Origin of the sequence: Desulfobacter latus, assembly GCF_013389365.1 — a bacterium.
GTDB lineage: Bacteria > Desulfobacterota > Desulfobacteria > Desulfobacterales > Desulfobacteraceae > Desulfobacter > Desulfobacter latus.
The window spans coordinates 46,903-63,236 of record NZ_JACADJ010000008.1 but is presented as its reverse complement, the minus strand read 5'-3'; the positions used below and the strand labels follow the sequence as shown (position 1 = coordinate 63,236).

Annotated in this window: 11 protein-coding genes; 7 read left to right on the top strand and 4 right to left on the bottom strand. The window is 39.9% G+C overall.

What is annotated here, in order from left to right; translation table 11 throughout:
* Window positions 1-25 precede the first annotated feature (25 nt).
* From HXW94_RS04135 to HXW94_RS04120, 4 genes are all read left to right on the top strand, one after another.
* Window positions 26-1,939, top strand: a complete 1,914-nt coding sequence (locus HXW94_RS04135; RefSeq protein WP_178365631.1) for a fumarate reductase/succinate dehydrogenase flavoprotein subunit — start codon at window positions 26-28, stop codon at window positions 1,937-1,939.
* On the top strand, window positions 1,939-2,706 hold the full coding sequence (locus HXW94_RS04130; RefSeq protein WP_178365630.1) for a succinate dehydrogenase/fumarate reductase iron-sulfur subunit: 768 nt from the start codon (window positions 1,939-1,941) through the stop codon (window positions 2,704-2,706). The genes HXW94_RS04135 and HXW94_RS04130 overlap by 1 nt, the downstream gene beginning before the upstream one ends.
* Window positions 2,707-2,813: 107 nt before the next feature.
* The gene (locus HXW94_RS04125; RefSeq protein WP_178365629.1) at window positions 2,814-3,629 is read left to right on the top strand and encodes a hypothetical protein; all 816 of its coding nucleotides are present in this window, start codon (window positions 2,814-2,816) and stop codon (window positions 3,627-3,629) included.
* A 208-nt stretch (window positions 3,630-3,837) separates the two neighbouring features.
* On the top strand, window positions 3,838-5,883 hold the full coding sequence (locus HXW94_RS04120) for a 3'-5' exonuclease (RefSeq protein WP_178365628.1): 2,046 nt from the start codon (window positions 3,838-3,840) through the stop codon (window positions 5,881-5,883).
* 62 nt (window positions 5,884-5,945) lie between these two features.
* Here HXW94_RS04120 and HXW94_RS04115 read toward each other — a convergent pair whose 3' ends face one another.
* Window positions 5,946-7,430 (bottom strand): DUF294 nucleotidyltransferase-like domain-containing protein, encoded by a 1,485-nt coding sequence (locus tag HXW94_RS04115; RefSeq protein ID WP_246293727.1) that lies wholly within the window; start codon window positions 7,428-7,430, stop codon window positions 5,946-5,948.
* A gap of 350 nt (window positions 7,431-7,780) precedes the next feature.
* Here HXW94_RS04115 and HXW94_RS04110 point away from each other — a divergent pair, with 350 nt between their 5' ends.
* Window positions 7,781-10,273 (top strand): DUF294 nucleotidyltransferase-like domain-containing protein, encoded by a 2,493-nt coding sequence (locus HXW94_RS04110; RefSeq protein WP_343054549.1) that lies wholly within the window; start codon window positions 7,781-7,783, stop codon window positions 10,271-10,273.
* A 17-nt stretch (window positions 10,274-10,290) separates the two neighbouring features.
* On the opposite strand, the gene HXW94_RS04105 is transcribed toward HXW94_RS04110, so the two are convergent.
* Together HXW94_RS04105 and HXW94_RS19795 are read right to left on the bottom strand one after the other, a co-directional pair.
* Entirely contained in the window at window positions 10,291-12,885 is a 2,595-nt protein-coding gene (locus tag HXW94_RS04105; RefSeq protein WP_218576560.1) for a DUF294 nucleotidyltransferase-like domain-containing protein, read from the bottom strand.
* A 213-nt stretch (window positions 12,886-13,098) separates the two neighbouring features.
* Window positions 13,099-13,365, bottom strand: coding sequence for an RRXRR domain-containing protein (locus HXW94_RS19795; protein ID WP_343054548.1), 267 nt, complete (start codon window positions 13,363-13,365; stop codon window positions 13,099-13,101).
* A 210-nt stretch (window positions 13,366-13,575) separates the two neighbouring features.
* Here HXW94_RS19795 and HXW94_RS19190 point away from each other — a divergent pair, with 210 nt between their 5' ends.
* Window positions 13,576-13,797: a recombinase family protein gene (locus tag HXW94_RS19190; protein ID WP_218576558.1), complete on the top strand. Its 222-nt coding sequence runs from the start codon at window positions 13,576-13,578 to the stop codon at window positions 13,795-13,797.
* A gap of 66 nt (window positions 13,798-13,863) precedes the next feature.
* The gene (locus tag HXW94_RS04090; protein ID WP_178365626.1) at window positions 13,864-14,328 is read left to right on the top strand and encodes a universal stress protein; all 465 of its coding nucleotides are present in this window, start codon (window positions 13,864-13,866) and stop codon (window positions 14,326-14,328) included.
* Between the two features lie 67 nt (window positions 14,329-14,395).
* On the opposite strand, the gene HXW94_RS04085 is transcribed toward HXW94_RS04090, so the two are convergent.
* Window positions 14,396-15,868 (bottom strand): DUF3360 family protein, encoded by a 1,473-nt coding sequence (locus HXW94_RS04085; protein ID WP_178365625.1) that lies wholly within the window; start codon window positions 15,866-15,868, stop codon window positions 14,396-14,398.
* Between the last annotated feature and the right edge of the window lie 466 nt (window positions 15,869-16,334).

Genomic DNA, 16,334 nt, shown 5'->3' with positions numbered 1-16,334 from the left:
AACTATCAATTAATCAGGGGGATACATGCAATTAAATTCCAATGTTCCGTCAGGTCCTCTAGAGACCAAATGGGATAGATATAAGTTTGATTTAAAAAAAGTCAATCCTGCAAATAAAAGAAAATTTGAAATTATCGTTGTTGGAACAGGGCTTGCCGGTGGTTCAGCAGCGGCAACTTTGGCAGATCTTGGGTATCATGTAAAAAACTTCTGCATTCAGGACTCTCCGCGAAGAGCCCACAGTATTGCCGCCCAGGGCGGCATTAATGCAGCAAAAAACTATCCCGGTGACGGCGACAGCGTACAAAACCTTTTTTATGATACAATTAAAGGTGGCGATTATCGTGCAAGAGAGGCAAATGTCTACCGCCTTGCCCAGAATGCAAATAACATTATTGACCATTGTGTTGCCACAGGTGTTCCCTTTGCAAGAGAATACGGTGGGCTTCATGCCAACCGGTCATTCGGTGGCGCCCAGGTTTCACGTACCTTCTATGCCAGAGGACAGACGGGGCAGCAGTTACTTCTCGGCGTTTACGGCCAGTTAAGCCGTCAGATCGGTCTTGGCGGTGTGGAAATGTACCCAAGACGCGATATTCTTGACGTCGTTATTGTTGACGGTTGCGCCAGGGGTGTTATCTGCCGTAATCTGGTAACCGGAGAAATTGAAAGCCATTCAGCCCATGCCGTCGTTTTGGCTACAGGCGGATATGACAATGTATACTTTCTATCCACCAGTGGTATGCATTCCAATGTTTCGGCATGCTGGGCAGCTTACAAAAAAGGGGCCGCCTTTGCGAACCCCTGTTATACCCAGATCCATCCGACATGTATTACCGTGCATGGAGACTATCAATCTAAACTGACACTTATGAGTGAAAGTCTTAGAAATGATGGTAGAATCTGGGTGCCAAAGAAAGCCGGCGATAACCGCAGTCCGGATCAGATTCCTGAAGACGAAAGAGATTACTATCTGGAGCGTAAATATCCTAGTTTTGGTAACCTTGTTCCTCGCGATGTGGCTTCACGTAATGCAAAACTGGCGTGCGATGAAGGAAGAGGTGTTGGTAATACAGGCCTTGCCGTATATCTGGACTTCAGCGATGCAATTAAACGAGACGGAGAAGATGTCATCAGAGCAAAATACGGCAACCTTTTCCAGATGTATGATAAGATTCAGGATGAAGATCCGTATAAAGTGCCCATGAAAATCTATCCTGCCATCCATTATGTAATGGGCGGTACCTGGGTTGATTATAACCTTATGACAACCCGTGACGGTCTTTTCTGTCTGGGTGGTGCCAACTTCTCCGATCACGGTGCTAACCGTCTTGGTGCAAGTGCATTGATGCAGGGTCTTTCAGACGGATATTTTGTTCTTCCCTATACCATTGGCGGATACCTGGCAACCCAGTCTCTGGCGGATGTAAACACCTCTCACCAGGCGTTTAAAGATGCAGAGAAACAGCTTAATGAGAAACTGAACAAGCTTATGAACATTAACGGCAAAAGAACCGTTGATGATATTCATAAAGAGCTTGGCCATTATATGTGGGAATACTGTGGCATGGCCCGGAATGACGCAGGGCTCAAAGAAGCGATTCAGAAAATTTCCGCGCTGCGTGAAGAATTCTGGCAGAATGTTAATGTCACAGGAACCAGCAAAGATTTTAACCAGACTCTGGAAAAAGGTTACAGACTTGCTGATTACCTTGAATTTGGCGAGCTTCTGGCGCGTGACGCACTGACCCGTACAGAATCCTGTGGTGGCCATTTCAGGGAAGAGTCTCAGACAGAAGAAAACGAAGCCAAGAGAGATGATGAAAATTTTTGCCATGTAGCTGCCTGGGAATATGCCGGTGAAGGCAAAGATCCTATTTTGAATAAAGAGCCACTTGTTTTTGAGAATGTGAAATTAACGCAAAGGAGCTACAAGTGATGGAAGAAAAATTTATCAATCTAACACTAAAGGTCTGGCGCCAGAAACAGGGTGAGAAAAAAGGCAAAATTGAGACCTATCAAGCAAAAAATATTTCTACGGATGCCTCTTTTCTGGAAATGCTTGATATCGTGAATGATGATCTTACAATTAAGGGCATAGAGCCCATTGCCTTTGATCATGACTGTCGCGAGGGAATTTGCGGAATGTGCGGACAGGTTGTAAACGGTTATGCGCATGGAGAAGAGAAAGGTACGACCCTTTGTCAGCTTCACATGCGACGCTTCAAAGATGGCGATACCGTATTTATTGAACCTTTCAGAGCCAAAGCATTTAAGGTCGTAAAAGATCTTGTTGTGGATAGAAGCGCCTTTGATAAGATCATCCAGGCCGGCGGTTATATCACTGCTAAAGCCGGTGGCGCTCCCGACGCAAATATTTTTCCGGTTACTTACGAAACATGTGAACTTGCCATGAATGCAGCAGAATGTATTGGGTGCGGCGCTTGCGTTGCGGCATGTCCGAATGCTTCTGCAATGCTTTTTGTAAGTGCTAAGATTTCCCATCTTGCGCTGCTTCCCCAGGGTAGACCTGAGGCGGCGAAGCGCGCATTAGGCATGGTAAGAGCTATGGATGCTTGCGGCTTCGGCAACTGCTCAAACGAAAGAGAATGCGAAGCATCATGCCCTAAAAACATCTCAATAACCAATATTGCTCGTATGAACAGAGAGTTCCTTTCAGCAGGAGTTTGTTCTACAGCGATGTAAAGCTGTGTTAAGAAAATATTACAGGGTGGGGCTTAATCTTGTCCCACCTTTTAATTTAAAATACTGTTGTATAAATCGGCCAATCGCCTGTATTAAGAAATAATGCCGTGAAATCATCTCCAATCACAAAGCTATTGCAGGAACATAAGACCCTTTTTCTTATCATTGTTGTGGGTCTTTTTCTGCTTGAAGTTGAAATTTTTGCCCTGGCGGCTATGCAGTCAGGCAAACAATCCGTCCTCCAGGTGCTTGATAACCAGGGCAATGTCATACATGAAACCAGTGGAGATAATCTAAGCGACTTCAACAAACATCACTTCGAAAAGGTGTTTGGTCCCCTTGAAAAATACACCGTGCGACTCAATACGCACGAAGCACCGTTTCCTTTCAGGGCCTGGTTTGTGGCGGCCATCTGCATTCCCATTGGCGTTATGATGCTTTTTGCATTTGTCGTCAAAGCTTACCTGGTCATTTTTCATGGTGAGAAGGTGGCTGACGGTAGTTCCGGTCCTGTGAATGAATCCGACATTGCAGAAAACAAACTGGAATCGACGTTGAACCGTATCAGCCGTATGAACATTTTCAATATCGGCTTTTTGGTGTTCATTGGAGGGATTTTATATTGGATTATCCCCAACATGATCACCTATCTGGGACACATCGGGGTTGATTTTTTCATTCGGTACCAATGGATCGTTATCGTGCTGGTCGCCATCTTTTTCGGTGTCGGTCTTTGGATTATTTATCTGCGCTATCTACTTGCCAGAAAAAGCATTGAAAGTCATATTGAAGTCGAAAAACATCGTCTCAGTCTGGAATACCATTCCCATGCCGATCAGCCGCTTTTGTTAGAAGAACCATCCAACGAAGTTCAAGCGATCATTGATTACAAACCGGACGATCCTGACGTTTCAGATCAGTGAGTTCGATTTTTTTAACCCAAAAATTTCAATCCTTTATTTTTGATGCCTTTATCAGCGTTTATTAAGCGTTGATAAACTGCTTATTTGCGCCATATATTTCCTGTATTTCTCAAGTTGGGCAAATTGATGAAAATTTGATCATCAAGTTTCAGAGTACGTTTCCCTCAAGATGGCGCGTTTTTAAACGTCATAGATGTGAATACAACAAATGCCGTTAAAGAAAAAAAACAAATTTTTATGGTTTACAGGAATCTCAGTTCTGCTCACATTTATTTTCTTTTTTGCTATGATGGCGATTTTCTGGGGCAGGCTCACCCCCATGAACCAGGATTTTTTATTTGAAATAATAAAACAAAACGCTGTCTACTTTTTTATCAGTTTCTTTTTATTTTTTGAGATCGTCGCTTACATGATTCACGTCGTTTTGAATAATTTTTTTATTCCTTTGACAAAAATTCCTGATGAAATCTCCGTAATTTTGAAAGTTAATTCTTCCCACCGGATAAATATTGACGGCGGCAAAGAGATTTTAACTATCGCCAAAGCCATAAATCTCTTTGCGGATCATTACGAAACGCTGCAGAAAAATACACAAGAAGAGATAAACAGAAAAAGAGCCGAGCTCGAAATAGAGAAGAATATGCTCGCATCACTTTTCGACGAGCTTCCGCAAGGGATAATCGCCTGCAACATAGAAGGAAAGATAAATCTTTTTAACAAAAAAGCCAAAATCATAGAGGCTCAAAACCATATTATTGGAATCGGCAGATCTATTTTCGATATTATCGATAAAGATATAATAATGAATGCGCTTTATGAAATAAACGTGAAAAAGTGTAAAAAGCATGCAGCGGCATCTTCTTCTTTCATAACCTTAAGCCCCGGGAATGTTTTGATACAGGCAGATATCTCGCCGATAACGGATCAGCGTGACAATTTTGCCGGATTTATCGTTGTTTTTTATAACATAGGAAAAGACTTTGAGCTTTACGCGAAAATCGACAACATTTTCAAATGCACTGCAAACGAAATTTTTTCTTGTTCTGATAAGATAAAAAAAGAGAACCTGCAAACGCCGGAGATCGCCTTCATAGAAGAAAATTTAAAAAATTTCGAAAAAGATTATATCGAAAAGATAAAAGAGCGCTTGCCGTTTCTGGTAGTTTCAGACAGAGACATAATAACGACTGTCCGGAAAAAAGCCCGAGAAAAACTTAACATATCTTTAATGCCTGAGTTCCCAGCTCATATAAACTGGATAAGGATCGAAACATACTCTTTTATTTATGCGTTTTTATCTATTCTGACCATTTTGAAAAATAAGACGTTAAAAACAACGTTTAAATGCACGCTTTTTAAAGAGGAACCGTTTCTGGCGATTTGTTTTCATATTCCGGATGCTGAAAAAAATTTGGATATTTTTAAAGATGACAATCTTTCTCTAACGCTGAAAGATTTTTTGAAATATCATGAGGCGCAAATCCATTTAAGTTCTAATGAAAAAAGTGAACAAAGGATAAAAATTCTGATACCGCTTGCAGAGATGAAAGAGCCGGAGGACGTGCGCAACATAGTGATTTCAAGAGATTCGTACGATCGGCCGGATTTTTTCGATTTCGATCTTTTTAAAAAACGGAAAATCGATTCCAAATTCAATCAAATGCGTTTAAAAGATATCGTTTATACGGTTTTCGATACGGAAACGACCGGTCTGGATACCGGAAATGACGAGATAATTTCCATAGGCGCGGTCAGAGTCGTAAACGGCAGGATTTTATGTGGAGAAAAATTCGACCAGATTATAGACCCCAAAATGAATATTCCGCTTGAATCTGAAAAATTTCACGGTATAAATGATGAGATGGTTAAGGGAAAGCCGGATATAAAAGAAATTCTGCCGCTTTTTTATAGATTTTCCGAAGATACGGTTTTGGTGGCGCATAATGCGGCATTTGATATGAAGATGTTTTCTATGAAAGCGGTTGAAACCGGAATAAAATTTGATAACCCGGTTTTAGATACCCTCCTGCTTGCCTTAATCGTTTATCCTATGCACGAAAGACATAATATGGCGGCTATCGCAAGCTTTGCCGGCGTCGATATTGTGGGACGCCACACGGCTATGGGGGATGCCTCGGCAACGGCCGAGATTTTTCTTAAGCTTATTCCGCTTCTATCGAAAAAAGGTATTCACACGTTAAATGACGCGCTCAAGGCCTCCAAAAACACTTTATACTCAAAACTGAAATATTAGGGATGCGGAAAAAAAATAGTGACTTTAATTTGACGCTTGGCAAAAAACGAAAAATTTTCCAATCATATTACGCCAAAAAAATCCTGTTGAAGTTTTGTCCTTGTTTCTATTTTTTTAAATATTTCTTTTAATATCTGCTGCTCTATTCTTGACAGCTTTTTAGGATTAATATTATTATTAGGTTCTCCACCTTTATTGAGGATTGCATCTATTTGATTTATAAATCTTAAATTCATCATATAGCTATAAGAATGGCTTATATCATTATAATCGGATTCGCTGATAACATTTTTTTTATATAACAACGCTAATCTTTCCATGGTATTTGTAGCAGATATTTTATTTTGAAGCGCATATATTCTTGCAAAATCCACCACAAGCATCATCGGTTTTTTAATATCAAACGTATTTTTATATTTACCTTTAGATTCAACAATAAAATTACCAAAAAATCCTATGGGCAATCTAAAGTGAGTTGTATTTGCAGCCATATATTTGAAGAACCCTTTCCCATTGCCCAAAATATCAAAAAGGTATTCTCTAAGCTCATTTACTAAACGACTATCCCCATATCCAAGTCGAAAATCAAAAAAAATGCTTATCTGGAGAAGCGCCTCAGGACTTGCGTTATAAATCCATTCTTTAAAATACTTTTTCCATACAGAAACAGGTTGACACCATTTTGGATTTTTTGCCATTATATCACCTTTACAAAAGTCATATCCTGTTTTATCAAGCATATTACATACATGTTCGCCTAACGTTAAAAAATATGCATTTACAGATGCCGGTTCCGCCTCATTTACATCCTCAAAAATAATAGCATTATCCTGATCTGTTTTAAGCGTCTGTTCTTTTCTCCCTTCGCTTCCCATAACCATAAAAGCAAACTTGACCGGAGGTGGGCCAATTTCGGCTATCGCAAAATTTATCAGCTTTTCTAAAATCGCATCTGTTATTGCAGTAACAAAGTTATTTATATTCTGAGCTTTTGCACCTTCATTTATTAAGGTCGATATGCTTTGGGGAAGCTGTTTTTGTTTCTTTGATATTTCTTTATAAGATACCGCCTTATTTATTTCTTTGATAAATAAAAAGGGCAGTTTGCCTTGCGCATTTATCAAATCGCTATTTGAAATTACGCCTATTGCATCATTCTCATTATTTACTACGGCTAAATGTTTTACGCCTGCTTTCAATATTTTTATGAATGCTTCAAATATACTTGAATGCTCTTGTATGCTTATTAAAGGAGAAGACATTATATCAGAAATAGGATTTGAAATTTTTAATTCACCAGCCACAACTTTATTTCTAAAATCCTGATCTGTCGTTATACCTATAAATCTGCCTTCCTGTTTTATTAGAATAGAACCGCATCTGTGCTGTTTCATCAGAATTGCAGCATCTTTTATAGAATTGGTTGCACTGCAGAAAAGTACGTTTCGTCTTATCACGCTTGATATGGAATTACTAAAAAACTGTAGAGACTGTTCTTTATCACTTCTTTTTTCTGCAATTAGATTTGAATATGTTTTATCAAGCATTCTTTTTTGTCCTTTAAAAAAATATTATTAAAAGTCTTGATCAGATTAAAAAATAGGGCATCCTTCATTTACCAGTTTACACTTTTTGGAGCAAGCACCCTATTTTTTAGCAATCATTCCCCAAAAAAGTGTAAAGTACTTTGGGGGTGATATGAAGGATGCCAAAAATAGCACATTAAAAAAGGAAATTTCTATCCTTTCCTTAAATAAACCTCTATGGTATGTAAAATATATAGTTTTAAAAATTACAAGGAAATTTATTCTTTTCTGAGTCCTTAAATATATGGAAACTTAAAATATCTGCAATCGAATTGCGGGATTTTAACCTTTAACTGAAGAATAAACACGCTATGTCAAATAAAATCATAAGAAAATTCTTTTTCTCTATTATCGTCCCGTCGATACTTACCATTTCGCTTTTTATCATTTCGATGTATTTGATTCTCATCCCATCATTTGAAAAAAATATGATGAATAAAAAAAAGGAAATGATCAGGGAGCTGACCAACACTGCATGGAGTTTAATAAAAGAATATGACGATGAATATAAGAACGCTTTAATTACGATTGAGGAAGCACAACGTCTTGCTGCAAAAAAAATTGGAAACATGCGGTATGGTGCCGAGGGAAAAGATTATTTCTGGATTACTGATATGAAACCAGTAATGATTATGCATCCCTATCGTCCCGAACTGAATAATTCAATGCTGGATGACTATAAAGATCCCCAAGGGGTTCGGTTGTTTATTGAAGCAGTCAAAGTCGTAAGAACAAAGGACGAAGGGTTTATCAACTACATGTGGCAATGGAAAGACGATTCTACTCAAATTGTTCCAAAATTATCATACGTAAAAGGATTTAAAAACTGGGGATGGATCATCGGAACCGGTATTTATCTGGATGATGTACAAGCTGAAATAGGTGCTTTAAAAGCAAGGTTAACAAGGATTTCACTATTAATATCAGCTATAATTATGCTTATCCTTGCTTTTATAATCAGGCAAAGCCTTAAAATTGAAATCAGTCGAAAAAAGGCCGAAGAGGACCTGTTACAATCAAGGCAAAAATACAAAACACTGGTCGAAGCTTCATCCGAAGGAACAATTATGATCAAAGACAGCAGGATCATTTTTTCCAATCACATGTTTGAACAGCTAACCGGAAAAACACATAAAGAACTTGTTGCGTCTAAATTTGAAGACATTTTCAGCATCAGCTGGGACGAAGTTTTATGGTCTTGCGAAAAAACCAACAAATCTATTTCTATTGAAACTCAGATAAAACAAGGTGAACTTGTATTTCATGATGTTGTGATCTCGGTAACAAGGATTTTTTTTGAAGAACAGGAAGCATATGTTGTGGTCACAAAAGATATATCACGAAAAAAACAAACAGAAAAAATCGTCCAGAACTTAAGCAGCGAACTCCAAAGCTCGCTGATATTAATGAACCAGCCAATTTCTCAATTTGTAAAACCGATTGTAAAAAGCAACCTGCAAACAACTGTGGCTGAAGCTGCCTCATTAATGGACCGGAAAAAGATGAACCTCATTTTTATTGCCGATAATGATAAAATGCTTGGCGTTGTTAACGATAGTGATCTGCGTAAAAGAGTGTTGGCAAAAAATAAAGATGGGAACTCCCTGCTTGTAGATGTGATGACCGCTCCAATTATTTGTATTTCAAATACTGCCTTACTTTACCAGGTTGTTTTGGAATTCAGGAAACAAAATATCAGCCACCTGGCTGTAAAAAACGATAAAAATGAAATTATCGGTGTCCTCAGCAATGAAGATATACTTGAAATCCAGCATAATTCATTAAGCTACATGCTCAGGGAAATTGAATATGCCGAAGATGTTAATGAACTTAAAAAGATCTATGACAAGATACCGGTTCTTGTTAATGCATTATTGGAAAGTGGTAATAAAACTGAATTAATAACCCATATTATTACATCAGTATCCGATGCAATGACAAATCGTATAATAACGTTTGCTTTGGAAGACCACGGAGAACCGCCATGCAGATTTGCTTTTGTTGCATTGGGCAGTGAAGGAAGAAAAGAACAAACCATTGCCACCGACCAGGACAATGCCATTATTTTTGAAGATGTGGGGAAAAATAATGTCCCAAAAATTAAAAACTACTTCTTGAAATTTGCTGAAACTGTAAACAATCACCTGGCCCATGTTGGATATGAATTATGTATAGGTAACATCATGGCTAAAAATCCAAAGTACACGTTAACCTTATCGGATTGGAAAAAGCAATTTACAAGCTGGATTAATACCCCTGAACCCCAAAACATAATAGACACCAGCGTTTTTTTTGATTTCAGGTGTATTTACGGCGATAATTTTTTCACAGACGAACTAAGAAAACATATAAACTTGCTTATTGATAAAAAAGCCGTTTTTGTTTATCACCTTGCCCAAACGGTTATTCAGTACAGGTCTCCGTTAAACATTTTTGGAAATATTGCCAGTGGTGATAACGAAACATTCGATATTAAAAAAATACTTCTTCCGGTTATTACGTTTATTAAGGTTTTTGCACTGCAACATAAATTATCTGAAACCAATACGTTGCAGCGACTGGAACAATTATTAAATGAAAACGTGATTCAAAAATCCATGTATGAGGAATTGAAACAAGCATACAATTTTTTAATGGTATTGCGTTTCGGTACCCAAACCAATGCATTAAAAGAATTCAGAAAGCCTGATAATACGATCAATATTAAAAATTTAACCGAGATTGAAAAATCGACTTTAAAGAAAGTGTATTCGTTAATTTCTGAAATGCAAACAAAATTGAATTTGGAATTTAAAGGGAGGTAGACTTTGTTAAGGGGGGATCATCTCTCTATCGAAACGCTTTCGGAAAAATCAAGACGGATTTTTTTTCTAAGCATTGAGAGTCTGGAAATAACTTGCTTTAGATGTTCAACTTCTAAATTATTGAGTTCTTCAATGTTTAAATCATCATTCACTTTGTGCAAGCCGGAATGTTTAATAATCTGATTGAAAAATCTTAATTCCCATATTTTATAAAATATATAGACAGTTTCTTTGTAGAATTCTTCAGATATTTCTTCCTTTTCTCGAATCTCTTTCAGTCTTTTAATCGTATTTGCATTATTAATTCCATGCTTTAAGGCATAAATTCTTGAGAAAATCTCAATAGGACGCAGTGCCTCTTTAAGATTCAACGTTCTTGCGCCATCTTGTCGTTCAGTTTTTAACCCGCCAAAAACATTAAGCGGTGCTTTATATATCAACGCATTTCTCGCGTAATAAGTGATAAATAGAGGGTGCTGCTGCATTAATAATTGAACTTGTGAATGTATTGAGTTTGCTAAATCAATATCGCCATAAGTACATTTCAAATCGAAGAATATGTTGAATTCAAGAAACCCGTCAGGCGTTGGGGCGTTCATTATATGTTCCAGTTTTTTATGCCATTCTTTTTCAGAAAGACACCATTTAGGATGTAACGCCATAATGCCCCCCGGGCAGAAATGATACCCGGAAGCATTGAGTTTGTTACAAACCTTATCTCCAAGTTTCAAGAAATATGCCCTTATCTTATCCGAAGCTGTTTGTGTGGTATCTTCAAAAATTATTGCATTATCCTGGTCTGAGAACATGGTCATCTCATGCCTTGCATTGCTGCCAAGGGAAAGGAATGCAAAATCAACCGGTGGTTGACCGATTTCATTGATTGACAACTCGATACAACGAACAATAACTTCATCATAAGTCGTACCGATCACCATACACAACGCTTTCGGTTTAGCTCCTGTATCAACCATTTCTCGAATAATTGCCGGCAGTTTATTCATATTTTGGACAACATGCCCAATTCTATTACTCTCCCTGATCTCTTTGATAAGAAAAGCATGAATTGGTTTATAGTCAGTCGGAATACTTGTGGCGGTTCCAACCCCAATATGGCTTTTACGAGAAATAGGACGTAGAGAAATAACATGCCCGTGTTTTTCAGATAAAAAGATACGAGATGTTGTAACAATAACATCAATAAAATTTCCAACAGAATCAGCCGCGACAGCTTCAAATTCTCCGGAGTCAGATTCGTTTTTGAATACATTGCCCAAGTGCTCTCTTAACCTGCTGTTATTTTCCACATCAGGAAATATAATATTCCAGAAATCTGTTTGATGAAGCTCTCGATCACTATATCCTAACATTTGTTGCAACTTGAAGTTTGAATATATAATTCTGCCGTCTACACTCAGAAGGAAGCCTTCATTTGAAGATGCGACCAGCGCCCGATAGCGGTCTTTAACTTCTTTTAAACCTTCTTCAGCCTTTTTACGGTCATTTTCAATGCGTCTGCTTTGTAAAAGAAAATAGGCCAACAGCATAAATAGCCCGTCAACCGTAACACCGACGATTTGGAAAATATGCAGCTGTAAAGACTCTTTTTCTTCTGCAATATCATTGATATATATACCCGTACCAACAATCCAGCCTCTTTGGGGGATTCCTTTTACATATGATAGTTTCTCCGCCGTTTTGTCCGGGTTATCTTTCCATTGCCAATGATATCTTAAATATCCCTCTCCATTGGATTCTACAATGCGAACGAATTCAACGAACAGTTTTTTGCCGCTTTTATTTTCTTCATCTGTATAGTTGCTTAAATCTTTGCCTGTCAACTCCGGACGATAGGGATGCAGTATCATTTTAGGGGTCATATCAATGACAAAAAAGTAATTTTTATTCTGGCTGCCGTAGCGCATCATTTTTATTTCATCGATCGTACGCTGTCTAGCTTCGTCAGGGCTAAGCACCCCCTTTTCTTCTAATATTTGATAGTGTGCAATCACGCTTGCGGCTGTTTCCGTCAACTCCTTTACCATCAGCTTTTTCTGGTTTAGCATGTTATTTTCAAAGAGAGGCACTACATAATAAAATATATAACAGATGAAGAGTATTATCGCCAATATAGTCGGCAACACAATCCGACTGCCGAAACTATCAAAAAATTTTTGGCTTTTTTCTTTTTGGTAATTGTAGGATTCGCCTTGGAAATAATCGGTAAGTTCTTCAAAACTCAATATTTTTTTATCTTCAGTTTCTGCGGCATCGTGATATTGTTCTGTGAACGTACCGTTTTCAAAGTCTTCTCTTTTGGGCAGGTAACCCCTGTAGTCATCTTTTACATGTGTTTCAAATACATTTTTGATCTCTTCACGAGAATATTTGCCCTCAAATTTTTCATAAGCTTCCTCCAACCCCTCAACGCAATGACGAAATTTTCTATGGGAATACGGGTCATAATTAGCCGGGCTTTGCCCTGCAAGCAGTCTTTCAAATGAGCGTGTATCAAAAAAGCCATCAAGCCATTGGTGTATATCCCGTCCTGGTATACCAAAAAGTTCTTCGGTGTGCTTTACATGTTCTTCAAGTTTCATAAAATGCGGCAAGGAAACCCCTGAGTCTTTAGCTCAGGGGAGGAATTTCCGTCCTCCTTATAATTAAGATAGTAGCCCAGGCACCCGACCTTAGCACGTCGTATTGTAGGAATAGCCGTCAGATGCGTGAAGCAGCCTGCAGTATTTCCAGCTAATGCCCTGTACTGTTTTGTCCACCGTTTTAATGTTAAACGATCCGCTTTTTCTGACAGCTGACTTTTTTTTTCAATTGAGTTTGCTGCAGTAGGCACACGTTCTGTCCCACTTCTCCAGAAGGTATTCCCGTACCTCATACCCCATGAGTTCCCCCTGCTGATACGCGACACCGGACATTTCGGGATTCTGTATCTTCTGCATGTCAAACCGAACCAACTCCATTTCTGCGGCTTTTTGTTTGTATCCAGAACAAATACACTCAATTTTAAAATCCTCTTGTTTCCAAGGTAATGTTTGCCGCGTCAATGTTATGACCGGGTTTGGCGCAAGCAGCACCGGTTTAACCCCTTAGACCTGTTTAACCACTTGCCGTAGAACCTGGAGCTGGCGAGCACCCCAGGGTACCTGTTTCCGATCTAACGTAGTGCTCGAAGCACTTAGACTGGTCAACTTTGGGGCTTTTTCAAGCCCCTCGGTCTTTAGCCGAGGGGTAGTTGACTTCAGTATCCTTGGGCTGTTTTTTCAACAAAGAAAATTAGCATATAAATGATTGTGTTTCAAAGTCTTCCGGAACAAAAGTCATTTTTTCATTCGATCATCAAATGGATAGTTAATCAAATAGTCAAGGAGTGTGCAAGTGGCTTAAATGATAAACGACCCAAGTTGATGAAATTGCTTTTAGACAAATCTATCAACAGAATCGTGGTTGAACACGCCGACAGATTGACAAGGTTCGGTTTGAATTATATTATCAAATTATACCCTTAAAGAACGGCAACTATTCAGGGCCATGGCCCTTAAATGCGTCGTAAACCCTAAATACAAGGAGCGTTTATGAGAGATATCAAACGTATTTTAACCCCTATAGATTTTTCAGATAATACAGACACGATTGTCAGTACCGCTGCGTGTATTGCTGGAAAATTTTCAGCATCTCTTGACTTTATTTTTGTTGTTCAAAAATTTGAGGATTATTCAACATTCTTTACGCCGCCGACGAATCTATCTGATATGAGAGATGATTTGCTTAATGTCGCTAAAGAACGGATGGATATCTTTATAGAAAGTCATAAGGAAAAGTTAAATGCTTTGGGTGTATCTGATATTAACGGAAAAGTTATCTCCGGCGATATTGCAGAGGAAATTATAAATTATGCTGACTGGGCAAACGTGCAACTGATTATCATGGGTACCCATGGATATAAAGGTTTTAATCGGTTAGTGTTTGGCAGTGTCGCAGAAAAGGTTTTGAAAACAGCATGCTGTCCGGTTATAACGGTTAAGCCTTATAATGTATAAAGCCCGCCGATAACATATATCGACGGGCTTTTCAAATGGCTGCCGCCAACCGGGCGGCAGTCATTTTTTAGAAGATGCCGGGTATACCGGGAAGCTGGCCTACCAGCCCAAGGGAAATGGTACAGACGAGGAACATGATGCCCGGGATGATAAGTTTTTCATTCCAGGAAAGCGTTTTGGCCCGATCAGTATCTCCGATGAGCCCCAGGTTGTCCAGGAGCATGGCAGCGGACCAGCCAAATACCGGATTTACAAAGGCGCAGGCAAAAATACAGGTGCCGGCACTCTGGGAATTCTTATGGCTGTTAACCATCTGCATTCCTGCTTCAAGGAGCGGCAGGAATACCCCAACAATAAGCGCCACCCGCAGAACAGGTTGCCACATGGCAAGGTCCATGGGATAGCCGAGTATACCGGTCACTACGCATAAAATGCCGGTGAGAACCGCACCCCCGGGAATGGGGCGCTTGGCAATGGCTGCGGGAATCATGTACGTCCCCCAGGAGGAGGCGATATTGCCGCCGCCAAGGCAGGAACCAATGCCCTGGCGAATAGATGCCACCATCATGGTATCGTCCACGTCCATGAGGACGTCTTTGGCCTCTTTCGGATAGTTGAGTTCCTGGAATACCCGGTGTCCAAGGTAATCCGGCGACCACATGGCAACGGCCAGAATGGCGAACGGAACAACAGCGATGAATTGCGGAAGGCCGGGAAGTCCCATTTTCCACCCTGTATCCGTACCCCACCACCACATGGGATCAAAAGGGGGAAGTCCCGGCGGGGTGGAAAAGCTGAAATCAGCGCCCATTGCGAATGCGATGATGCCTGCGATGGCGGAACAAAGCGGGATGGCCAGCCAGCGTTTCTGGATACGCGCCAGGTAGGCATAGACCAGAACGGTTATGCCGATGGCCACAAAGGAAACCTTGGAGACGCCCCCGTTTTCTGCCCATGCTGTAAGTTTTCCGATCTGTCCTATAAGTCCAACAGCACCCAGATAGATCAGAAGCCCGCCCCGGACGCCGATGCCGGTTATATTCATCAACTTGGAACCGCCCTTTGTGATGGCGAGAATAAGGCCGAATACACCTATCAGGATACCCAGTGCCAGCGGATGCCCGCCGGCCGAGGCGGCAATCGGGATAAGGGGAATCATCGGGCCGTGGGTACCCGCAAGGTTTGTGTTCGGATTAAGGAATGCCGAAAAAAGCAAGACAAAGACAGCGCCTGCGATCAGCATCTCATACCGAACATTCTGTGCAATGAAGTCGCCGCTTGTAAGATTAAGATGGGCGTACACATCGCAATTCGCAAAGGCGGCTACCATAGCGGTTACCATTACAACCTTTCCGATGGTGGCGGCAAGGGCCGGCACAAAGTCCTCAATTTCGATGCTGTAATCCCGGAAGGGCAAGTTGATCCCCCAGCGACGGAATTTCATAATCGTCAGTTCATGGTCAAGATACTCAGCTCGAGTTTTAAACTCGCTTGCTTTTTTACGTTGTTCGACATACGACTTTCCATTGTTCGCTACCATCTTTAAATCTCCTTCTCCTCTCCTACCTTGTGCCGATCTTTTGTTGGATCTAATCACGCACCTTTCGGTGTGTTTAGGTATAAATTTTGGTTAGAAAAATGGTCCACTGCCTCAACAAATATCTAGATGAAACTCTCTACCTCTTTCCCTTAATGAATGCAAGAACTATTTATTAGAATTTGCTTTTTTATGCTAAGGATATCCTCTTTCCTTTTTAAAACAGCATCTTGATTTTTGTCAATCCCAGTTATGAAACATAAATAAAAGCTGAAAACTTGGCGCCACGCGGCCTTGGGCGCAAGATGTCTATCAGAATGCAGTGCCTCTCTCTGGCTTAGGTGGCAGTAACAGGTATTTTTAACTGGAAAAATTATGTTTACCCTTAACATATGAACTGTTATATTAACACGATATAGTCGATGGAGCTGTTCTTGTCGGATGTGGTCTATATTTATTAAAGGTATAA